Below are 21272 nucleotides of genomic sequence, written 5' to 3' on the forward strand. Positions count from 1 at the left end.
ATTTATAGTAGTTCAAAGCATCTCTGATTTTCTGAGAGCAATATCTATACTCAACTTTAATGACCTACAAAAACAGGAAATTGCTGATTTGATTTTTCAAAATCTAAATATTTTAAGCAAAAATTGTGATTTTGAGTTAAATGTACTAATAACAAAATTAATAGAACCCAATAAATTTTTTATGCAAGTTGAGAAAATTAAAAATAATTTAGATGATTATTCAAGAAAATATTTATTAGATTTTATTTTTTATGAGAAAGAATATCTTGAAAATGGCTTTAATGAAGATGAAATAAATGATTTCATAAAATTTTTGAGCTACCCTAGATAAAATAGCAAGCCGTAGCCCGCACGTAGTATGTGTGCCCAAAGGCATGCACGCGGGTTTTGTTCTTACAATTTAAAAGGCCGTCTGAAATTCTTTCAGACGGCCTAACCAATGGAGAAACAGTCACCGTCGTCAGCCTTTGCTACGGCTACGACTATACCGGCAACCTGATCCACCGCAAACTGCCGGACGGCGAAGTGCAGAACTATTTCTACGATCTGCACGACCAACTGGTTAAAGCGGAAATCTTCAAAAAAGACGGCACGAAAGAGACTTGGGCCTACACCTACGACGCCTTGGGCAGAAGGATAGGCAAAGGCCGTCTGAAAAACGAAGAAGTTTCAGACGGCCTGAAAGAGGAAACCGGATTCGTTTGGGACGGCAGCCACCTCTTGCAAGAAATCCACCCGGACGGCAGGTATACCTATATCTACACCGATCCCGACAGCTATGAACCTTTGGCACAGGTACGCAACTGGACCAACGAAGACGGCGAAAGCAAACAGGAAATCCACTACTTTCACTGCGACCAAATCGGCATCCCGAGAGAGATGACCGATAAAGACGGCAACCTGGTTTGGTTTGGCAACTACACCGGTTGGGGCCGTCTGAAAGAGGAAACCAAGGTAACGTATAACGCATACCAACCCTTCCGATTGCAAAACCAGTACGCTGACCGTGAGACAGGGCTGCATTACAACTTCTTCAGGTACTATGAGCCTGATGCGGGTCGATTTATCAATCAGGACCCGATTAGGTTGTGGGGCGGGGATAATTTTTATTGGTTTGCACCAAATTCTAGTGCTTGGATTGATGTTTTAGGTTTAGCAAGTATTTTTGAGAAACTTAAAATTACAACTTCTGATGGATTTTTGTTTAAAGGATTTACTGTTAAGGCACCATTTAACATACCTGTACAGAGATTTGGAGATTTGCATCTTAATTCAAGTCGTGGAGATTTTTGGGGGCTACGTATAGGAACTAACAAATTCATAAAAAATTAAAAGAAAGGGAAAGTGTTAGAAATGCCTAAGTTAAAAATTTTGAATGAAACTCCTTTAGACTTTCAAGAAAAATTTTTGTTTGACAAATGGGAAGTCAGCTACCTTGATTTGATGGAAGTAAATCAAGGTTCTCCCTTAGTTGGGAGTCTATCCATTAACGGTCAAGTTATTATTAAAGAACAGGGGTTTGGAGGGCCTTTGTTGTATTTCAATAGAAAAATATATATTCCAGTTTTCATTAGACGATTTTGCGTTGTTGGATTTAGGCTTGCAACATTAAATTTAGATGATTTATCAATTGAGTATATTGGGGGTATCGAAGACTTGGTTTATCTGAAAGAGATAAAAGGTAATAGAATTTATTTCTATACAGATATATATAAAAGCACAGAAAAGAATTTAACTTTATATTAACAAATATATCTCAAGAATATGCTGTAAACTGAAGCGTGCCGAGATAAATAAGACGATTTTTTGAGAAAAATGAAGTGCTGTTTTATTTCATAATGTGAAAGCTATTTTCAAATCCTGCCGATCTTAAGGCAGGATTTTTAATTAAGCGATGGCGTCGTCGCTATCCGATAGGGTTGATGGGGGGATAATCTTTATCAATTTGCACCTAATACCCAAGTATGGGTCGATTGGTTAGGTTTAGCTGGAGTTGATATGAATTTATTCCTAAGTAATGAAGACATACACTCTTACGCTCATAAAGTTGCCAATAAACCGAATACTTTCCAAGTAGGAGGGCATGGTAATCCTTCATTGATGGTAGATGGAGCTACAGGTGAAAGATTAGATGCTAAAAAATTAGCAGCGAGAATTAAAAAAAATCCTAACTATAAATCAGGTATGACGGTTGAGATTTTATCCTGTAATACAGGAAAAGGAGCAAACCCTCTTGGACAACAACTTGCTAATGAATTAAATACTACAGTTAAAGCACCAAATGAATATCTTTGGTTTTCAAGTAACGGGGAATTAACACCGATGGGAATGAAGGCTGATCGCTCGCAAGATACAAGCAAACCAGGCACCATGAGAAGCTTTACTCCTCAAAGTAAAAAATAAGTAAGGAACATGCTAACTATGGAAATACTGAAAAATTTCTTAATTTTATTTTTGTTATTAACCCCTTTAATATCATGTAAACAACATCCGGAAAGAAATGAGAAAATGACTGACTTCATATCAACAGGTAGTACTTATTGGATTCCAGATGAAGAAATTCAAATTCTCGAAAAGAACGCCACTAATGGAGATAAAAACTCAGCATTCAAATTATATCAATACCATATGTTTGTATCTTTAGATCAAGATTTGGAATTTAAATGGCTAGAGATAGCGGCAAAAAATGGACATCCAATTGCCCAATCCAATTTAGCCGATTTATTTTTCACACAAGGCAATAAAGAAAAAGCCATATTTTGGGCTAAAAAGGCATATATAAATGGTGCCAAACTACCAGACGAATTAAAAATATTGATAAATATCAATTAATTAATAAGATTTAGCGGACTATCGTTACAAACCTAAAACTTCTGGAGGAGGATTAAGAAAATGTTGGAAACTTCCTAAGGGGCACATTATCGAACAGGACTCATTCCATGGAGAATATTTGATATCAAATAAAGTTTCAAAAATTAATCTTACTTATTTAAGAAATTAGACACAAAAAATTATGACTATTTTTTGCCCTGTTAAGAAGATATTATTTACCCAATAATGTGAAGATAATATCTTAACAGAGCATTAAGTTTGTCTGGAAGGAATGTTTTAAGACAACCTTAATGCCATAGCTCATAATACCTGAAAAAGTTGTAATGCATAATCGAAATGGTTAGCGAGCAGTTCCAGATATATCCATTTCTCTTTTTAGTTTGCCCCAGTCGTAATAATTCCCAAACCAGAGGTTATCTTCACAGTCGGTCATCCCTCTTGGGATACCAATTTGATTACAGAGGAGGTAGTGTGTCTGTTGGCTGCTTTCTTCTGCAGTTGTCTAATCGTGAATTTACACCAGTAGCTTGACTCTTTCGGCACCTGAAAACCAGAAAGAGAAGATAGTACTGGAATAGAGGCAAGCCCTAATGGGTCAATCTATCTTTCCCCAAAAAATTGAACCTAATTCAACAAATCGTCCCTCATATACCGGACAACCCCCTTAAAGAATACAACGGCAGCAACTATTACTACGACCACTTCGGCAACCTGATCCACCGTGAACTGGCCGACGGCGAAGTACAGAACTACTTCTGCGATCTGCATGACTAACTGGTCAAAGCCGGAATCTTCAAAAAAGACGGCACAAAAGAGACTTGGGCCTACACCTACGATGCTTTGGGTAGAAGGATAGGCAAAGGACGTCTGAACAACTAAGAAAGCTATTTAAAAAATTAAATAACTATAAACTTATAAATGTAAAAATAAATGTAAAAAAATAAGCCATCACTATTCTTTAGTGATGGCTTATTTTAAAGTAACTGGCACGCCCACGGGGAATCGAACCCCGGTTACCGCCGTGAAAGGGCGATGTCCTAACCGCTAGACGATGGGCGCGGAGATTTTCTGTGGCGCACCCGGAGCGATTCGAACGCCCGACCCTCTGGTTCGTAGCCAGATACTCTATCCAACTGAGCTACGGGTGCATCAAGAAAGATTCGAATTATAAAGAGAGGGCTATTTATTGTCAAGCGTTTTATTTGGAAAACTTGCAGACAGCGTGTAAAATGCGCATTTGCTATTGAATTTACAGAGAATAAAATGTCAGATTTCGCACGCTGGCCGCTCTTATCCGAAGCATTTTCCCGTTTGGGACGGCCTGTGGTCGTGGTGGATTTGGAGACGACCGGTGGAAATTTCTATCAAGACAGGATAACGGAAGTCGCCCTTGTTCGCTTTGAGCAAGGACGCGCCTCACATTACGAGCAATTGGTCAATCCTTGCCGCAGCATTCCCGAATTTGTTGCCAGGCTGACCGGAATTCATGATGAAACGGTAAAAAACGCGCCTGTCTTTGCCGATATTGCAGGCGATTTGTTGCCGCTGCTGCAAGGTGCAGTGGTTGTTGCCCACAACAGCCGCTTTGACTACACCTTCCTGCGCCACGAGTTTGCCCGTATCCATACTGACTTTGCCGCTCCCTCGCTCTGTACGGTTCAACTGTCGCGCCGCCTGTATCCTGAGTTTTACAAACACAGCCTCGACAGCATTATCGAACGCACCGGCATTCAGACGACCAACCGCCACCGCGCCATGACCGATGTGGCCGCATTGTGTGATTATCTCGAATTAAGTCTGACAGAAAAAAATCATCAACAATGGGACGAACACGTCCGTGTATTGATGAATCCGAAAATGTTGCCCACTTGGCTGCCTGATTCGCTTGCCCAACAGCTCTATGCCCTGCCCGACAGTTACGGCGTATTGGTTTGGTTTGACTATTTCGGCAAAGCCCAAGCCATTGAAGCACATGAACGCACATACAGTGAAACCGCTACCCTGCTGCACAGCAAAAAACTGCCGCCGCACATCAAAGCCGCAGCCTCCATCCGTTTTATTCCGGCAGTCGGGCAGCTCCATACATTATGGCTCAAAGCCCAGACTATGCAGGAATACCAACTGATGCCGTCTGAAAAGTCCACATCGTTTTCTACCGTCCGCTTTATCGCTGACGAACACGGCGGCCTTCAAGCACGCATTGTCTTGTTAAACAGCGGCACCAGAAACTGGCGTCCTTACGGTTTGTTTGCCCACAAAAAAGCAGCCAAACGCGCTTTGACGCAATGGTCGCAAGAACACAGACTCTGCCCAGATTCGCTCAATATTTTGCCGACCGGCTACGCAAAGGGCGAACCCTGCCCTGTTGAGGCTGTCGGAAAATGCAATGGCAACTGCCGCCAGCCAAACGGCATCAAACATCAAAACCAACGCATTACCGAGCTTGCTGCCCTACTCCCCGTAACTGATTGGGGCAAAGCGCACGAAATTGAAATTACCGAAACCGACCCCCTGACCGGAAACAGCATTACCCTGCTCTGCGCCGGCGGCGCGTTGGCATTGCCTGATGGAAGCTGGTATTTCGACAGCAGCCTGCCTCTCGTGATTAAAAACAAATTCAGACAAGACAAAGAAAATATCCGTTTGATTGCTTAAAACAAGGCCGTCTGAAAACCAAATTTTCAGACGGCCTATTGTGAATAACTTTCCGCTTTATTCTCAAAATAAAACTCTGCCTAAATTTTAATCAGAACTTATTTTTATAATAGCAATCAAATACTAAACCAATTTATACACAAGCTGTTCACACAATTTTCAATGAAAGCTGTGTATACCCAGCCCGATGAGTAAACCATGAACAATCCTGAAATCATCTTCTTTGACATCGACGACACCCTCTACCGCAAATACACGGATACCCTGCGTCCTTCGGTTGCCCAAGCCATGCGCGCATTGAAAGCCAAAGGCATTTTAACTGCCATTGCCACCGGCCGTCCGAAAGCCGCCATTCCCGCCAAAGTCAAAGCCTTGATTCAAGAATGCGGTATCGACATGCTCGTTACCATCAACGGCCAATATATTTCCTTTCGCGGCGAACCTCTGCAAAGCTACCCCTTGGACATTGCCGACATCGAAACCGCCATCAACCTGCTTGAACAACACAAAATAGACTACGCCTTTGTCAACAACCAAGAAATTGCCGTTTCCTCCCATTCGCCACGCGTTGTCGAAGGCTTATCGCATATCCTGCCCAACTTCCTGACTGACAAAGAATATTTCCGCAAACAACCTGTTTATCAAATGTTGGTCTTTGTGGATAAGGAAGAAGAAAAAATCCTGCAACCGCTAACCCAGCAACACGGCTTCAAATCCGTCCGCTGGCATGAATATGCTGTGGACCTGCTGCGCAAAGAAGGTTCAAAAGCACGGGGCATCGCCCACGCAGTGGAAAAACTGGGGATTGATATGAACAAAGTGATGGCATTCGGCGACAGCTTCAACGACTTGGAAATGCTGTCAACCGTCGGCTTTGGTGTTGCCATGGGCAATGGCGAAGACGCTGCCAAATCTGCCGCACAATTCGTCTGCCCAAGTGTTGATGAAGACGGCGTCTTGCGCGGCTTGCAAGAATTGGGCGTAATTTAAAACATCAAATCAAAAGGCCGTCTGAACATTTTTTCAGACGGCCTTGTTCTATCAATAAACTTCCTGCCTACTTCGGCAATACCAAAAAGCTAATCAGCAATTCTTTAAATACGAACCCAAACACACCCAAGCCCAAAACCAAGAAGAGCATGGCAATGCCGAATTTGCCGGCTTTGGATTCTTTACCCAAGTTCCAAACGATAAAGCCCAAAAAGATAATCAGGCCACTCAGTAGGATTTTCATTGCCCATGAGGCGAATTCTGCTTCAGACATTATTTTTTTCCTTTTATTCTTAAGATGTGTGTTTAATTGCTTTCAGACGGCCTATTAAAATTTAAGGCCGTCTGAAATTTGTTTTTAGATTATTTGTTCAATGCTTGTTGCAAATCATCAATCAAATCGTCGATGTGTTCCAAACCGACAGAGAGGCGGATCAAGCCCGGGCGGATATTCGCGGCGAGTTTTTCTTCAGGCTGCATCCGGCCGTGCGTGGTTGTCCACGGATGGGTGATGGTCGAGCGCACATCGCCGAGGTTGGCAGTACGGGAAAAGAGCTCTACGCCGTCCACGATTTTCCATGCCGTTTCTTGGTCTGCGACTTCAAAACCTACCACAATACCGCCGCCATTTTGCTGTTTGCGGATCAGTTCGGCTTGCGGATGGTCGGGCAAACCGGTGTAGTACACAGCTTGGACTTGCAGCTGCTCTTTCAACCATTGTGCAATTTTCAGCGCATTGTCGTATTGTTTTTCCATACGCAGCGACAAGGTTTCCACGCCGCTCAACAGCTGCCATGCGTTAAACGGAGACATCGCCAAACCGCAAGAGTTGCAATACATGGCTACTTGCGTCATCAATTCATCCGAACCGGCCAACACGCCACCCATCACGCGGCCGTGGCCATCAATGGCTTTGGTTGCGGAAGACACGGAAATATCCGCACCGTGTTTCAAAGGTTGCGAACCGGCTGGCGACAAGAGACTGTTGTCCACCACCAAAAGCGCGCCGATGCGGTGTGCCAGTTCAGCTAAAGCTTCCAAATCGGCAACTTCGCCCAAAGGGTTGGACGGCGTTTCCAAGAAAAACAGTTTGGTATTGGGCTTGATGGCAGCTTTCCATTCATCCACATCAACCGGCGATACATGGCTGACTTCGATGCCGAACTTGGTAACGATGTTATTGATGAAACCGACAGTTGTACCAAACAGGCTGCGGCTGGAAATAACATGATCACCGGCTTGCAAGAAGGTAAAAAACGCTGCCTGAATCGCGGACATACCGGTCGAAGTGGCTACCGCGCGCTCTGCGCCTTCCAATGCAGCAATGCGTTTTTCAAAAGCGGCAGTAGTCGGATTGGCTGTACGGGTATAGGTAAAGCCTTTAATTTTTTTGGAAAACAAATCTGCCGCATGTTGCGCGCTTTCCCACATGAAGCTGCTGGTCAAAAACAGCGCCTGATTGTGTTCGCGATATTCGGTTTGCTCTTTGCCGCCCCGGATGGCCAGCGTTTGCGGATGAAGTTTTTTGTTCATTTATTTTCCAATCTACTGTGTATTCCAATGGACGGAACAATATTTTTCCGTCTGTTTAACTTGTTAACATTTTGCGCCGATTTCTACTATCTTTCAAGCCGAAGGCCGTGTTTCGGACCGTCTGAAAAAACAGGAAAACCGTTTTTACTGATAAAGGCGGCCGTCGTGTTTCAACCAGCCGTCAGTATGCCGGGCTGACGGGTCATGGTGCGTCCAATGGATAACGCCGCCCTGCTCCGACCATTCGTATTCGCCGTAAAACGCTACTTTATCGCCTTTTTTCAAACCCTTAATCTTATCGGCAAGGTCGATATTGTGTGCCACCAAAAGCGTCTGACCGCTGGAGAGCTTCAAGATAAAGCGTTGGTGGCGCGTGCCTTTGTTGTCATCCGGCAGGGTTTTCCATACCGTGCCCTCGCCCTCAACCTGAATATCGCTTTGCTCGTTTTCAAACGCCTGTTTCAAAACCGCTTCGGCTGATTCTTTGCCCGAACCGATTTGCTGCTGAGCCGCATCGGCATTCTTTTTACCCACATTATTTTGTTTTTGAACAGCTTCTATTTTCTGCTGATTCTGCGATTGTACCGGCTGATTGTTTTGCATTTTGTTATAGGCAAATACGGCAACCAAAGCAATCAGCAATACAATGATTTTATTTTTATTCATAACAATCTCAAAAAAAATGCCCGATTCTGCATCGGGCATATCAACTATTTAGAAAGGATATTTATCACGAAAACGTGAGCCGCTATTATACACGTTTCGTAAAATTTTAAGGGAATTTTACGCCAAAGGCCGTCTGAAACTTTTCAGACGGCCAGGATACTCAACGGCGGTATTTCATTTCAGTCTTCATATCGTCCAAAATACGTTTGACGTTGTGTTCCAATACATCCTCCACCAAGCCAGGCGCCTGCTCGTTCAGCATTTGCTGCAACTGGTAAGTGAACAAGGCCATTTGTTTTTGCACGGCAATCCGAATCATGCCGTTGACCGCATCGGCCACATGGGGACGCAAACGCTTAATCAGACGCTCGGTCAAATCCTTTTCAGAAACACAGAATACTTCCCGACGGCCAATCGCCTGCGGGTTCAATACATTGATATGGACATTGATGGCCGGTTCTTTTTCAAGGCCGTCTGAAACCGCCTCTTCAGCCGCTTGCGCATCATCATTTTCCGGTTTTTCAGTTTCTTCCACTTCAGGCGCATCAAAATCTACGGCACCTGATTTCGGATTCAGTCTGACAGTGCGGGTGGATTCAATATGACGCTCTGAAGCCGCGGCCTGCAATGCCGATTGCGCGCTCAACCAGTTGTCCTGCAAAACCACCATCGCATCGGTTTCCACTGCTTCGCCATCGTCTGCAAGGGCAGTATTGTGTTCCAACTGCCAGCGGTACAAATATTCTTCCAATACTTTTTCACGATTGTCCGCATCTAATTTATATTCTTTTTTAGACGCGGTTTTGGGCGCAACATCGACAGCGTCGTCCGATTTTTTGACCAATGGCGCATGAGTCGGCGCAGTATTGAATTGTCGTGCCTGACGCAATCTTTCCAAGCGTTTTTCCCAATTCAGATCTTCTTCCTCGAGGGCTGTGGGGTCAAGACGGTTGTTTTCCATAATAATCTCGTTTTTTCATTTTTATTGTGAGCCGCATTCAAACCTAAAATCACTTGAAATACGGCCGATGGTTGGACATATCCGGCAAGCCGGCGCAAGCGTCACATTTTAATATTAATTCGCTATATAATCACTATTTTATTTAATACTCAAGGATACATCATGAGCAGCATCGAACAACGCCTCGAATATCTGGAAGAGGCCAACGACGCTTTGCGTATGCAAAACCACGTCCTCGCCACCGCCCTCAAAGGCCTTATCCGCTCCCTGCCCTCTGACATGGCCAACGATGCCGTAGAATCCATCCAGCTTGCCTTTGAAGACGCGTTGGCGGAATTGAGCTATGAAGACAGCCCGCACACCGACCTTTTCCATGACGTAACCTACGCATTTTTCCGAGAAAAAGACCACTGATTTCGGCTAGTTTGTTCACAAAATTATGCTAAACTAAGATTTTATCCGTTAACATTTTATTAAGAAAGCACATATCATGAACATGAAAAAATGGCTGGCCACTGCCCTCGCTTGTTCCGCCCTTGCCCTGACTGCCTGCGGCGGTCAAAGCAACAATGCCTCTGCTCCTGCCGATAAAGTGTACCGTGTCGGCTCTAACGCCGAGTTTGCCCCATTTGAATCTTTGGATTCTGCCGGCAAAGTGGAAGGTTTTGACGTTGACTTGATGAATGCCATGGCCAAAGCCGGCAACTTCAAAGTCGAATTCAAACACCAGCCATGGGAAAGCCTCTTCCCTTCGCTGAACAACGGCGACGTGGACATCGTTATGTCCGGCGTAACCATCACTGACGACCGCAAACAAAGCATGCTCTTCAGCGACCCATACTTTGAAATTACCCAAGTCGTCCTCGTTCCGAAAGGCAAAAAAGTATCTTCTTCCGAAGACCTGAAAAACATGGCCAAAGTCGGCGTGGTAACCGGCTACACCGGCGACTTCTCCGTTTCCAAACTCTTGGGCAACGACAATCCGAAAATCGCCCGCTTTGAAAGCGTTCCCCTGATTATCAAAGAATTGGAAAACGGCGGTTTGGATTCCGTAGTCAGCGACAGCGCAGTCATTGCCAACTATGTGAAAAACAACCCGACCAAAGGCTTGGATTTCATCTCCCTGCCTGACTTCACCATCGAAAACTACGGTATCGCTGCACGCAAAGGCGACGAAGCAACCATCAAAATGTTGAACGATGCGCTGAAAAAAGTACGCGAAAGCGGCGAATACGACAAAATTTACGCCAAATACTTTGCTAAAGAAGGCGAAAAAACCGAAGCAGCCAAATAATCCGGTATGACTTCTTAAACTAAAGGCCGTCTGAAAACTTTTCAGACGGCCTTTAATCTGTTTAACTCAATTAAACGCAAGCGTCCCCTATAATCCACTTGTTTTTATCCTTCAAATGAAAGATACGTCATGATCAAACCCCTTATCCTCAGCCTCGCTGCCGCCACTGCTTTGGCCGCCTGCTCCGCTTCTGAAAAACAAGAATCTCCTAAGGTCGGCGTGGCCAATCCTGCTTCTGAATTCTGCGTCAAACAAGGTGGCAAATCCGAAATCAAAAAAGATAAAGACGGTGGTGAATACGGCGTGTGCCACTTACCTAACGGTACCGTTGTCGAAGAATGGGAATATTTCCGTCAACACAACAAATAATTGCTCAATCATAGAAAAGGCCGTCTGAACCCAAGTTTCAGACGGCCTTTTTATTTAAACAACGATTATTTTACTTCCAATTTGGTCACGCCGCCCATATACGGTTGCAACGCAGCAGGAACATTAATGCTGCCATCGGCATTTTGATGGTTTTCCAATACCGCCACCAAAGTACGGCCGACTGCCAAGCCTGAGCCGTTCAAAGTATGCACCAAACGGTTTTTACCGTTTTCATCTTTGAAACGCGCTTTCATGCGGCGAGCTTGGAAATCTTCGCAGTTGGAACAGCTGGAAATTTCGCGGTAAGTGTTTTGCGCAGGAACCCAAACTTCCAAGTCGTAGGTTTTAGTTGCGCCGAAACCCATGTCGCCGGTACACAAAGTGATCACGCGGTATGGCAGTTCCAACGCTTTCAAAATATTTTCAGCGTGGCCGACCATTTCTTCCAGCGCTTCGTATGATTTTTCCGGATGAACGATTTGCACCATTTCCACTTTGTCGAATTGGTGTTGGCGAATCAAGCCGCGCACGTCTTTACCGTATGCGCCCGCTTCGGAGCGGAAACATGGGGAATGCGCAGTTAATTTCAACGGAAAATCACTGCCGGCCACGATGCTGTCGGCAACAGTATTGGTCAGCGTTACTTCAGCAGTCGGAATCAGATATTGCGTTTTCTTACTCTCATCACCGCCGCGGGTAACGTGGAACAAATCTTCTGCAAATTTAGGCAGTTGACCCGTACCTTGCAGGGTCAGGTCATCCACAATGTAAGGCGTGTAATGTTCGGTATAGCCGTGTTTCAGCGTGTGCGTATCCAGCATGAACTGAGCCAAAGCGCGATGCAGACGGGCGATTTGACCTTTCATGACGGTAAAGCGCGCGCCGGACAGTTTCGCACCGCCTTCAAAATCCAAGCCCAAAGGCTCGCCCAAATCAACATGGTCTTTGATTTCAAAATCAAATTCGCGCGGCGTGCCCACTTTGCGGACTTCAACGTTTTCAGTTTCGTCTTTACCGACAGGCACACTTTCGTGCGGCAGGTTCGGAATGCTCAGCAGCCAAGCATCCAATTCTTTCTGAACGGCATCCAAATCAGCGGCAGCCTGCTCCAAATCCGCCTTGATTTGGGTAACCTGATCCATCGCAGCTTGAGCCTCTTCGTGTTTGCCTTGACCTTTCAACGCACCGATTTGTTTGGAAATACTGTTTCGTGAAGCCTGCAACTCTTCTGTTTTCACTTGAACGGCTTTACGTTGCTCTTCCAAAGCGTTGAAACGCGCGGTATCAAACTCGTAACCGCGTGCGGCCAAACGTTCTGCAACTGCGGCGGTATTGCTGCGGAGCAATTGGATGTCTAACATTGTTTTCTCTCGTTAAGATTCAGAATGGCATTATTGTAAACCAATTTAAAGATATTTTCACAGCGACAGGCCGTCTGAAAACAAAAAACGCCCCTGAAAAAAGCAGGAGCGTTTTTTAAGAATTTTGGCACGCCCACGGGGATTCGAACCCCGGTTGCCGCCGTGAAAGGGCAGTGTCCTAGGCCTCTAGACGATGGGCGCGTAACCGAAGCGCGAACTATACAGAAAGCCTTTTCTTCTGTCAACGCCTTTACTGCATTTTTAAAGGTGCTGCCGATTTCCGTATGTTATTTTCCCTGTATAATGCCGGTTTTAATAAAAAGGAAAACTCGCCATGTGGTTTAAGCAAATCAGTTTTTATCCGCTCAACAAAGACAAATTGCCCGAATTGGAAGTCCTTGCCGACAAATTGGCGCAATCCGAATTTGCCCATTGTCAGGGTTTGGACTGGTTTAGCGAAGGCTTTGCCACGCCGGTTTCCTTTTCGCCCGAGCTGGTTTTCCCTGCCGATTACACTTGGCGTGTGGCCCTGAAAAAAGAAGAAAAAGTCCTGCCTGCCGGCGTCATCCGTGATATTTTGGATGAAAAGGTTTTGGAAATCCAAAACAACGAAGCGCGCAATGTCGGCCGCAAGGAAAAACAAGAACTGAAAGAACAGATTACTGACGACCTGCTGCCCCGTGCCTTTACGCGCAGCAGCCGCACACAGGTGATTTTCGACACGCGCCACGGGTATCTTTTGGTCAACAATGCCGCATCTGCCAAAGCGGAAAATATCCTGACCAAACTGCGCGAAGCCTTGGGCGGCCTTGAAGCAGCCCTGCCCAACACCAAACAATCGCCCTCCTCCCTGATGACCAGCTGGCTGCTGCAAGGCCATTGCGAAGGCGGTTTTGAATTGGACAGCGATTGCGAACTCAAAGGCGTAGGCGATGTTGTCCCGGTCGTCAAAGTTTCCAAACAAGACCTGACCGCCGATGAAGTGGTACAACACGTCAAAAACGGCAAAACTGTTACCCAGCTGGGCTTGGTATGGCGAGAACAAATCGCATTCATCCTTACCCAAGACTTTACACTCAAACGCATCCAGTATCTGGACGTTTTGCAAGAAGAAGCGGAAAGCAACGGCGACGATGCCGCCAGCCTCGCCTTTGCCTCGCAAATCCTGATGACCGAAGCCATCAGCACCATGTTGGAAGAACTGGTTTCTTATTTGGGCGGCTGGCAAGAATAATTTTTCAGACGGCCTTTTGATTGGGAAATATCAAAGGCCGTCTGAAATATAAATAGAAGTATCAGAAAGGATGTCATGATGTTGGGCGCAGTCATTGGCGATATTGCCGGATCAAGATTTGAGTTTGACAACTACCGTCACATCGATTTTGACATTTTCAGCCCCGACAGCGACTTTACTGATGACACGATTTGTACTGTTGCCATCGCCGATTGGGTTTTACAAGGCTGCAACGATCATTTAGCCTCTATTTTACAAGGCTGGTGTAGGGCATATCCCTACCCTAAAGGCGCATATGGCGGCCGCTTTTCACAATGGATAGAATGGAAAGATCCAGAACCTTATAATAGCTGGGGCAACGGCTCGGCCATGCGTGTTTCTGCCGTTGGCTGGGCATTTGCCACATTGGAAGAAACCCTGCATTTTGCCGAACAATCCGCCGCCGTAACGCACAACCATCCGGAAGGCATTAAAGGTGCACAAGCTGTAGCCGCCGCCATCTTTTGGGCGCGTACCGGCATCGGCAAAGCGCAAATCAAAGAAGACATTACACGACAATTCGGCTATAACTTGAGCCAAAGTTGCGACCAAATCCGGCCGCATTATCATTTCAACGAAAGCTGTCAAGAAACCGTACCTCAAGCAGTTACCGCCTTTCTTGAAAGCGATGATTTTGAACACGCCATCCGACTGGCAGTTTCCCTGGGCGGAGACAGCGATACTTTAGCAGCCATTACCGGCAGTATTGCCGAAGCCTACCATGGTATCCCTGCATCCATGCGCGAACACGCTTTAGCCATATTGCCACGCCGTATTGCTGAAACCCTGCTGACTTTTGAATCCCAATATCAGGCCGTCTGAAACTGCCTGCAAAAAGGAATGAATGATGAAATACCTCGCCCTACTCCCTATCGCCTTCATGCTGGGTTCGCCTGCCATTGCCGAAACCATCAATCCTTATCAGGAAAAAGGTTGCGTTTACGATGGCGATGTCGGCAAAGACGGCAAACCATCCGGCAAAGGCACATGGAAATGCCAAGACGGCCGCAGCTATGTCGGAGCCTTTAAAAACGGCAAATTTGACGGCAAAGGCGTATATACCGTTTCCAGCAACAGCGAAACCTTTATCGAACCTTTCTCCTCCAACAGCGCCAAATTACGCAATATGACGCTGGAGGGCGTGTTCAAAAAAGGCAGGGCGCACGGAAACTTTACCGCCTCCCAAAACGGCACACCAGTCTTCATCATGAAATGCGAAGACGGTATGATTAAAGAAGTCAAACTGCCTAAGAAATCTGCTTCCAAAACCAAATAAACAGCCTTTCAGACGGCCTTATCCATCTTCTAGGCCGTCTGAAACATCAATGAACAAGCCTGCCTATAAGGCTGTTGTGTTGATTTTAAAGAATTTCCAAACAACCCTTACCCCAGGACAACCACCATGAGCATTAAATCCGACAAATGGATACGCCGCATGGCCGAAGAACACGGCATGATTGAGCCGTTCGAGCCCAACCAAATCAAAGAGGCCAACGGCCAACGCATCATTTCCTACGGCACATCCAGCTACGGCTACGACATCCGTTGTGCTAATGAATTTAAAATCTTCACCAATATCAACAGCACCATCGTCGACCCGAAAAACTTCGACCCGAAAAACTTCGTTACAGTCGAAGACGACTGCTGCATCATTCCGCCCAACTCCTTTGCTTTGGCGCGCACAGTCGAATATTTCCGCATCCCGCGCAACGTCCTAACCGTCTGCTTGGGCAAATCCACCTATGCTCGCTGCGGCATTATCGTCAACGTTACCCCGTTCGAGCCAGAGTGGGAAGGCTACGTTACGCTTGAGTTTTCCAACACCACCCCCCTGCCTGCCAAAATCTATGCCGGCGAAGGCGTGGCTCAAGTCTTGTTCTTTGAAAGCGATGAAGTCTGCGAAACTTCATACAAAGACCGCAACGGCAAATACATGGGACAAACCGGTGTTACCCTGCCTAAGACTTAATACACAAAATAAAAAAAGGCCGTCTGAAATTTCAGACGGCCTTTTATCATTTCATTTAGAAACGGCGTTTCAACTTGCAAGCCTGCAAGATATGAACGGCAAGTTCTTCCACTGATTTATCGGTTGTATTGGTAAACGGTACACCGTGGCGTTTGAACATATTTTGCGCATCAGCAATCTCGCTGCGGCAAGTATCGATTTTGGCATAGGTCGAATTAGGACGGCGTTCCTGACGGATTGCCTGCAAGCGTTCAGGCTGAATGGTCAAGCCGAACAGCTTGTCTTTATAAGGTTTGACCATACGCGGCAAATCGGTCGATTCCAAATCATCGGGAATCAATGGATAGTTTGCGGCGCGGATACCGTATTGCAGGGCCAGATAGAGACAGGTCGGCGTTTTGCCCGAACGGGACACGCCCATCAAAATCACATCCGCTTCCTGCAGGTTTTTATCGCTGACGCCGTCATCATGATTCAGTGAAAAATTGACCGCCTCCATACGCGCATCATAGCGTTGGGTATTGCCGATACTGTGGTGCCCCTGCTGGGCGGCAACCGCCTCCGTATTGAGTTCCTTTTCCAAAAGACCGAGAAAGGTTTCAAAGAAATTAATATGGAACGCATTAGCTTTCTTGATGATTTCACGGATTTCGTCATTGACCACACTGACAAAAGCAATCGGGCGCACGCCGAATTTTTCAGCTGACTGGTTGACTTTGTCTACAACAGCACGCGCTTTTTCAGGCGTATCAATAAACGGATAGGTATGGCGTTTGAACTCAACATTGCCAAATTGGTTCAGCAAGGCTTCACCGATATTTTCAGCGGTCAGACCGGTTCGGTCGGAAATATAGAAGACTTGGCGTGGATCAGTCATAATGAATCCTCTTGAGGGTAACGTTTCAGACGGCAATCATAGCAGTTACAGCCTTTGCAATAAAGCGATTCCCGATAGATTACACAGGATTACAACAAATTTGAACAATTTTTAAATTGGCACAAAATTTTATTTTTTGCTATTTTGTAGAATTTTATTCTAAAATTGCAAAATAAATCTTGTTTATCAAATTTATTAACTTATTTTGTTTTCCATATTTAACAAGAAGATAACACGTAAAAACATGAATCTGATATTCACATTTCAGAAGGCTACACGCCTGAAAAGCACAATATCACAGACGAATTTGTGATTTTTAAAAAGATAAAACACATGACAGCCATCAAACGAATGGCTACAATAAGCAGGCGGATTTGTTTCTTTTTTAACATTTTTTGGATTGGACACACAAATGGCCGAAAACTACGTTATTTGGTTTGAAAACCTGCGTATGACTGACGTTGAGCGAGTGGGCGGTAAAAATGCCTCTTTGGGCGAAATGATCAGCCAACTGACTGAAAAAGGCGTGCGCGTTCCCGGCGGTTTTGCAACCACAGCCGAAGCTTATCGTGCTTTCCTGGCTCACAATGGTCTGAGCGAGCGTATTTCCGAAGCCCTGAAACAACTGGATGTTGAAGACGTTGCTGAATTGGCACGCGTGGGTAAAGAAATCCGTCAATGGATTTTGGATACCCCGTTCCCTGAGCAACTGGATGCTGAAATCGAAACAGCTTGGAACAAAATGGTTGCCGATGCCGGCGGTGCGGACATCTCCGTTGCCGTACGTTCTTCTGCAACAGCAGAAGACTTGCCGGACGCTTCTTTCGCCGGCCAACAAGAAACCTTCCTGAATATTAATGGTTTGGATAACGTTAAAGAAGCGATGCACCATGTATTCGCTTCCCTGTACAACGACCGTGCCATTTCTTACCGTGTCCACAAAGGCTTCGAACACGACATCGTTGCCCTTTCTGCCGGCGTACAACGCATGGTGCGCTCTGACAGCGGTGCCTCCGGTGTGATGTTCACCATCGATACCGAATCCGGTTACGACCAAGTCGTTTTCGTTACCTCTTCTTACGGCCTGGGCGAAAACGTCGTACAAGGCGCGGTAAACCCTGACGAATTCTATGTATTCAAACCTACTTTGAAAGCAGGCAAACCGGCTATCCTGCGCAAAACCATGGGTTCGAAACAAATCAAAATGATTTTTACCGACAAAGCCGAAGCCGGTAAATCTGTAACCAACGTTGATGTACCTGCAGAAGACCGTCAACGCTTCTCCATTACCGACGCCGAAGTAACCGAGTTGGCTCATTACGCGCTGACCATCGAAAAACACTACGGCCGCCCAATGGACATCGAATGGGGGCGCGATGGTTTGGATGGCAAACTCTACATCCTGCAAGCACGCCCTGAAACTGTAAAATCTCAAGAAGACGGCAGCCGCAACCTGCGCCGCTTCTCTATCAACGGCGAAAAAGTTGTCTTGTGCGAAGGCCGAGCTATCGGTCAAAAAGTTGGCCAAGGTAAAGTTCGCTTGGTGAAAGATGCTTCAGAGATGGATTCCGTTGAAGCAGGCGACGTACTCGTTACCGACATGACCGACCCGGATTGGGAACCGGTAATGAAACGTGCTTCTGCCATTGTTACCAACCGTGGTGGCCGTACCTGCCACGCAGCGATTATCGCGCGTGAATTGGGTATTCCGGCTGTTGTAGGTTGTGGCGATGCTACCGACCTGCTTTCAGACGGCCAAGAAGTTACCGTATCTTGTGCCGAAGGCGATACCGGCTTCATCTACTCCGGCCTGCTGGACGTACAAGTTACCGATGTTGCTTTGGACAACATGCCTAAAGCCCCTGTCAAAGTGATGATGAACGTTGGTAACCCTGAATTGGCATTCAGCTTCGCCAACCTGCCTAGCGAAGGCATCGGCTTGGCACGTATGGAATTCATCATCAACCGTCAAATCGGTATCCATCCTAAAGCCTTGTTGGAATTTGACAAACAAGACGACGAATTGAAAGCGGAAATTACCCGCCGCATCGCTGGCTACGCTTCTCCTGTCGACTTCTATGTCGATAAAATCGCAGAAGGTGTGGCAACTTTGGCTGCTTCGGTTTATCCACGCAAAACCATCGTCCGTATGTCTGACTTCAAATCCAACGAGTACGCTAACTTGGTAGGTGGCAGCATCTACGAACCGCACGAAGAAAACCCAATGTTGGGCTTCCGTGGTGCAGCGCGTTATGTTGCTGACAGCTTCAAAGACTGCTTCGCACTCGAGTGCAAAGCCTTGAAACGCGTCCGTGACGAAATGGGTTTGACCAACGTCGAAATCATGATTCCATTCGTCCGCACTTTGGGTGAAGCCGAAGCTGTTGTCAAAGCCCTGAAAGAAAACGGTTTGGAACGCGGCAAAAACGGCCTGCGCCTGATCATGATGTGCGAGTTGCCAAGCAACGCTGTATTGGCAGAACAATTCCTGCAATACTTCGACGGTTTCTCCATCGGCTCTAACGACATGACCCAGCTGACCCTCGGCCTCGACCGTGACAGCGGTTTGGTATCTGATTCCTTCGACGAGCGCAACCCTGCCGTTAAAGTGATGTTGCACTTGGCAATCTCTGCCTGCCGCAAACAAAACAAATACGTCGGTATTTGCGGTCAAGGCCCGTCAGACCATCCGGACTTTGCCAAATGGCTGGTTCAAGAAGGTATCGAGAGCGTATCGCTCAACCCTGATACCGTGATTGAAACTTGGCTGTATCTGGCTAACGAATTGAACAAATAAGTTCGATGAGACAAAAATCCCCTGTCCGTCTATCTCGGCAGGGGATTTTTATTGCCTTATTCAATACCGTCTGAAAAAACTTTCACTTTCTTTTACCTTATCAAAAAAATCCTTTATCATCAAAATGATAAAAAAATATACCGCCATATCCACAAATTTTCAATGTTAATATGCTGCCTTTATGCAGTTTATCCCATGCCTTTTGAGTGAACCTTTTTCCACTCTTCCTATCTATCATACACAACATAACGATACATTTTGAAACAACCCATGAATACAAATTTTATTTCCACCTTTCAGACGGCCTTAAAACGTCTGGCCCTCATCAGCACCATTGCCGTCTTAGCAGCCTGCGCCGGCAACAATACCTCTTCCAACCGAGCTGTACCTGACGGCTACTACAAAGTCCGCCCCGGCGATACCCTGACCCAAATTGCCAAACGCTACGGACAAAACGTCAATACACTGGTTGCATGGAATAACCTTCCCAACGCCTCACAAATCGAAGTCGGTCAAGTATTGCGAGTCCGCCGTCATGTTGCCTCCCGCAATACTGCTACGCAGCAACGCCAAGCAACCGCCGTTACCCCAATCAACCGGTTAAGCTTGCAATGGCCGACCGATAACGCCTCATCCTCCATTATCCAACGCTACAACGGCACAAGCAGCAAAGGCATAGATATTGCAGGCACGCAAGGCCAACAAATCCGTTCTGCCGCAGCCGGTACCGTCATCTACGTTGGCGAAGAAGTACGCGGCTACGGCAAGCTGATTTTAATCAGCCACAACGACTACACCATTACCGCCTATGCCCACAACGACACGCTTTTGGTACAAAAAGATCAAAAAGTCCAAGCAGGTCAAGTTATCGCGACCATGGGCAGCAGCGATACAGACAGCGTCAAGCTTCATTTTGAAGTTCGTCTAAACGGCAAAGCAGTCGATCCCCTGCCTTATTTGACTAGAACAAATTAATGCCCCAATCAAAAGGCCGTCTGAATAGCAGTATTTCAGACGGCCTTTTGATTATCTTGCTATAACAGCTATTTCAACAAAATCTTTTCCTATTTAACTTATGTTGATTGAGTGTAAATACCGTTATACAATAACAACTCTTTTTAACATTCCATTTCAGGTACCCTACTATGTCTCCTAGCAGTATCCTTGCAACCGCATTCTTGTTTGCATCTGCATTTGCCAGCGCAGATGTCCATATTGATGAAAGCATTCCTTACCGCGATAAAGAAGAAATCGATACCCGTATTGTTTCTGAGTGTTTAGAAGTGGGCAGCATCATGTCCAAATCTTTGCAAGAAACTGCAGCCAAAAGCGATGTAACAGTTGTCCGTGACGGTAAAAAACAAGGCACATACGCAGATATCGCTATCACTTCCGCCATGAGTGCAGGCAATGCCTTTATCGGTCACGCCAAAGGGATGGCGGTTTCAGCCACTTTGTATGTTGACGGCAAACAAGTTAATAAAAAAACCTTTACCCGCAACTCTTCCGGTGGCATGTTTGGCGCTTATAAAAGCTCTTGCGCCGTCTTGAACCGCACTTCTAAAGTATTGGGTTCAGATATTGCCCAATGGGTGGTTCGCGAACAAAAAAATGCTCAAGACAAATAAAACCCCAATTTGATAAAGGCCGTCTGAAAAACCGTATTTCAGACGGCCTTTATATTTTCTATTTCTC

The 21272-nt window shown here is 46.0% G+C and carries 23 protein-coding genes, 3 tRNA genes and 2 pseudogenes; 19 read left to right on the forward strand and 9 right to left on the reverse strand.

Annotation, left to right across the window (positions count from 1 at the left end; translation table 11 throughout):
• The 7 genes and pseudogenes from ACTHUM_RS01975 to ACTHUM_RS02005 form a co-directional block, all read left to right on the forward strand.
• The coding region (locus ACTHUM_RS01975) for a hypothetical protein (protein WP_440364647.1) at nucleotides 1–331 on the forward strand (331 nt) is incomplete at its 5' end.
• 83 nt (nucleotides 332–414) lie between these two features.
• Nucleotides 415–1155: pseudogene (locus ACTHUM_RS01980) on the forward strand (RHS repeat domain-containing protein); the annotation flags it as partial.
• Between the two features lie 198 nt (nucleotides 1156–1353).
• Nucleotides 1354–1746 (forward strand): hypothetical protein, encoded by a 393-nt coding sequence (locus tag ACTHUM_RS01985; protein WP_004521002.1) that lies wholly within the window; start codon nucleotides 1354–1356, stop codon nucleotides 1744–1746.
• A gap of 252 nt (nucleotides 1747–1998) precedes the next feature.
• Nucleotides 1999–2403 (forward strand): hypothetical protein, encoded by a 405-nt coding sequence (locus ACTHUM_RS01990; RefSeq protein WP_049343954.1) that lies wholly within the window; start codon nucleotides 1999–2001, stop codon nucleotides 2401–2403.
• An 18-nt stretch (nucleotides 2404–2421) separates the two neighbouring features.
• Complete coding sequence (locus ACTHUM_RS01995) at nucleotides 2422–2832, forward strand: tetratricopeptide repeat protein (RefSeq protein ID WP_224783393.1); 411 nt, start codon at nucleotides 2422–2424, stop codon at nucleotides 2830–2832.
• A gap of 40 nt (nucleotides 2833–2872) precedes the next feature.
• Nucleotides 2873–3001, forward strand: a pseudogene (locus ACTHUM_RS02000) (colicin E3/pyocin S6 family cytotoxin); the annotation flags it as partial.
• A gap of 449 nt (nucleotides 3002–3450) precedes the next feature.
• Entirely contained in the window at nucleotides 3451–3606 is a 156-nt protein-coding gene (locus ACTHUM_RS02005) for a hypothetical protein (RefSeq protein WP_004521108.1), read from the forward strand.
• 210 nt (nucleotides 3607–3816) lie between these two features.
• Here ACTHUM_RS02005 and ACTHUM_RS02010 read toward each other — a convergent pair.
• Together ACTHUM_RS02010 and ACTHUM_RS02015 are read right to left on the reverse strand one after the other, a co-directional pair.
• Nucleotides 3817–3891 (reverse strand) — tRNA-Glu (locus ACTHUM_RS02010).
• 12 nt (nucleotides 3892–3903) lie between these two features.
• A tRNA-Arg gene (locus ACTHUM_RS02015) sits at nucleotides 3904–3980 on the reverse strand.
• Nucleotides 3981–4095: 115 nt separating this feature from the next.
• Between ACTHUM_RS02015 and ACTHUM_RS02020 the strand changes: the two genes are divergently transcribed.
• Together ACTHUM_RS02020 and ACTHUM_RS02025 are read left to right on the forward strand one after the other, a co-directional pair.
• Nucleotides 4096–5487, forward strand: coding sequence for a 3'-5' exonuclease family protein (locus tag ACTHUM_RS02020; RefSeq protein ID WP_039862575.1), 1392 nt, complete (start codon nucleotides 4096–4098; stop codon nucleotides 5485–5487).
• Between the two features lie 198 nt (nucleotides 5488–5685).
• Entirely contained in the window at nucleotides 5686–6477 is a 792-nt protein-coding gene (locus tag ACTHUM_RS02025; protein ID WP_004521105.1) for a Cof-type HAD-IIB family hydrolase, read from the forward strand.
• 67 nt (nucleotides 6478–6544) lie between these two features.
• Here the strand turns inward: ACTHUM_RS02025 and ACTHUM_RS02030 are convergent, their stop codons facing one another.
• The 4 genes from ACTHUM_RS02030 to ACTHUM_RS02045 all read right to left on the reverse strand — a co-directional run bounded on the left by ACTHUM_RS02030 (nucleotide 6545) and on the right by ACTHUM_RS02045 (nucleotide 9637).
• Entirely contained in the window at nucleotides 6545–6751 is a 207-nt protein-coding gene (locus ACTHUM_RS02030) for a DUF2788 domain-containing protein (RefSeq protein WP_004521104.1), read from the reverse strand.
• An 89-nt stretch (nucleotides 6752–6840) separates the two neighbouring features.
• On the reverse strand, nucleotides 6841–8010 hold the full coding sequence (gene metZ / locus ACTHUM_RS02035) for an O-succinylhomoserine sulfhydrylase (RefSeq protein ID WP_004521103.1): 1170 nt from the start codon (nucleotides 8008–8010) through the stop codon (nucleotides 6841–6843).
• A gap of 144 nt (nucleotides 8011–8154) precedes the next feature.
• Nucleotides 8155–8715, reverse strand: a complete 561-nt coding sequence (locus ACTHUM_RS02040) for a DUF3465 domain-containing protein (protein WP_004521102.1) — start codon at nucleotides 8713–8715, stop codon at nucleotides 8155–8157.
• Between the two features lie 121 nt (nucleotides 8716–8836).
• A complete protein-coding gene (locus ACTHUM_RS02045; RefSeq protein WP_004521101.1) occupies nucleotides 8837–9637 on the reverse strand; it encodes a hypothetical protein in 801 nt (266 codons plus the stop codon).
• 162 nt (nucleotides 9638–9799) lie between these two features.
• On the opposite strand from ACTHUM_RS02045, the gene ACTHUM_RS02050 reads away from it, so the two are divergent.
• From ACTHUM_RS02050 to ACTHUM_RS02060, 3 genes are all read left to right on the forward strand, one after another.
• Nucleotides 9800–10051, forward strand: coding sequence for an NGO1151 family protein (locus tag ACTHUM_RS02050; protein WP_003680526.1), 252 nt, complete (start codon nucleotides 9800–9802; stop codon nucleotides 10049–10051).
• A gap of 76 nt (nucleotides 10052–10127) precedes the next feature.
• Nucleotides 10128–10931 carry a basic amino acid ABC transporter substrate-binding protein gene (locus ACTHUM_RS02055; protein WP_004521100.1) on the forward strand — a complete coding sequence of 268 codons (804 nt, stop codon included), beginning with the start codon at nucleotides 10128–10130 and terminating at the stop codon, nucleotides 10929–10931.
• 129 nt (nucleotides 10932–11060) lie between these two features.
• Complete coding sequence (locus ACTHUM_RS02060; protein ID WP_004521099.1) at nucleotides 11061–11300, forward strand: putative hemolysin; 240 nt, start codon at nucleotides 11061–11063, stop codon at nucleotides 11298–11300.
• A gap of 65 nt (nucleotides 11301–11365) precedes the next feature.
• On the opposite strand, the gene serS is transcribed toward ACTHUM_RS02060, so the two are convergent.
• Together serS and ACTHUM_RS02070 are read right to left on the reverse strand one after the other, a co-directional pair.
• Nucleotides 11366–12661: a serine--tRNA ligase gene (serS, locus tag ACTHUM_RS02065; protein WP_004521097.1), complete on the reverse strand. Its 1296-nt coding sequence runs from the start codon at nucleotides 12659–12661 to the stop codon at nucleotides 11366–11368.
• A gap of 125 nt (nucleotides 12662–12786) precedes the next feature.
• A tRNA-Glu gene (locus ACTHUM_RS02070) sits at nucleotides 12787–12862 on the reverse strand.
• A gap of 133 nt (nucleotides 12863–12995) precedes the next feature.
• On the opposite strand from ACTHUM_RS02070, the gene ACTHUM_RS02075 reads away from it, so the two are divergent.
• The 4 genes from ACTHUM_RS02075 (at nucleotide 12996) to dcd (ending at nucleotide 15903) form a co-directional block, all read left to right on the forward strand.
• Nucleotides 12996–13895 (forward strand): recombination-associated protein RdgC, encoded by a 900-nt coding sequence (locus ACTHUM_RS02075; protein ID WP_004521096.1) that lies wholly within the window; start codon nucleotides 12996–12998, stop codon nucleotides 13893–13895.
• A gap of 78 nt (nucleotides 13896–13973) precedes the next feature.
• Complete coding sequence (locus tag ACTHUM_RS02080) at nucleotides 13974–14756, forward strand: ADP-ribosylglycohydrolase family protein (protein ID WP_039862574.1); 783 nt, start codon at nucleotides 13974–13976, stop codon at nucleotides 14754–14756.
• 22 nt (nucleotides 14757–14778) lie between these two features.
• The gene (locus ACTHUM_RS02085) at nucleotides 14779–15210 is read left to right on the forward strand and encodes a hypothetical protein (protein ID WP_004521094.1); all 432 of its coding nucleotides are present in this window, start codon (nucleotides 14779–14781) and stop codon (nucleotides 15208–15210) included.
• Nucleotides 15211–15336: 126 nt separating this feature from the next.
• The gene (gene dcd / locus ACTHUM_RS02090) at nucleotides 15337–15903 is read left to right on the forward strand and encodes a dCTP deaminase (protein ID WP_003680541.1); all 567 of its coding nucleotides are present in this window, start codon (nucleotides 15337–15339) and stop codon (nucleotides 15901–15903) included.
• A gap of 55 nt (nucleotides 15904–15958) precedes the next feature.
• Here dcd and ppsR read toward each other — a convergent pair whose 3' ends face one another.
• Nucleotides 15959–16780, reverse strand: coding sequence for a posphoenolpyruvate synthetase regulatory kinase/phosphorylase PpsR (gene ppsR / locus ACTHUM_RS02095; protein WP_004520520.1), 822 nt, complete (start codon nucleotides 16778–16780; stop codon nucleotides 15959–15961).
• 412 nt (nucleotides 16781–17192) lie between these two features.
• On the opposite strand from ppsR, the gene ppsA reads away from it, so the two are divergent.
• From ppsA to ACTHUM_RS02110, 3 genes are all read left to right on the forward strand, one after another.
• Entirely contained in the window at nucleotides 17193–19577 is a 2385-nt protein-coding gene (gene ppsA, locus ACTHUM_RS02100; protein ID WP_004520518.1) for a phosphoenolpyruvate synthase, read from the forward strand.
• 270 nt (nucleotides 19578–19847) lie between these two features.
• Nucleotides 19848–20552, forward strand: a complete 705-nt coding sequence (locus ACTHUM_RS02105) for a peptidoglycan DD-metalloendopeptidase family protein (protein ID WP_049332073.1) — start codon at nucleotides 19848–19850, stop codon at nucleotides 20550–20552.
• 170 nt (nucleotides 20553–20722) lie between these two features.
• Nucleotides 20723–21205: a hypothetical protein gene (locus tag ACTHUM_RS02110; RefSeq protein ID WP_049336190.1), complete on the forward strand. Its 483-nt coding sequence runs from the start codon at nucleotides 20723–20725 to the stop codon at nucleotides 21203–21205.
• Nucleotides 21206–21272 lie beyond the last annotated feature (67 nt).

The sequence above is a fragment of the Neisseria sp. P0021.S006 genome, assembly GCF_051956895.1.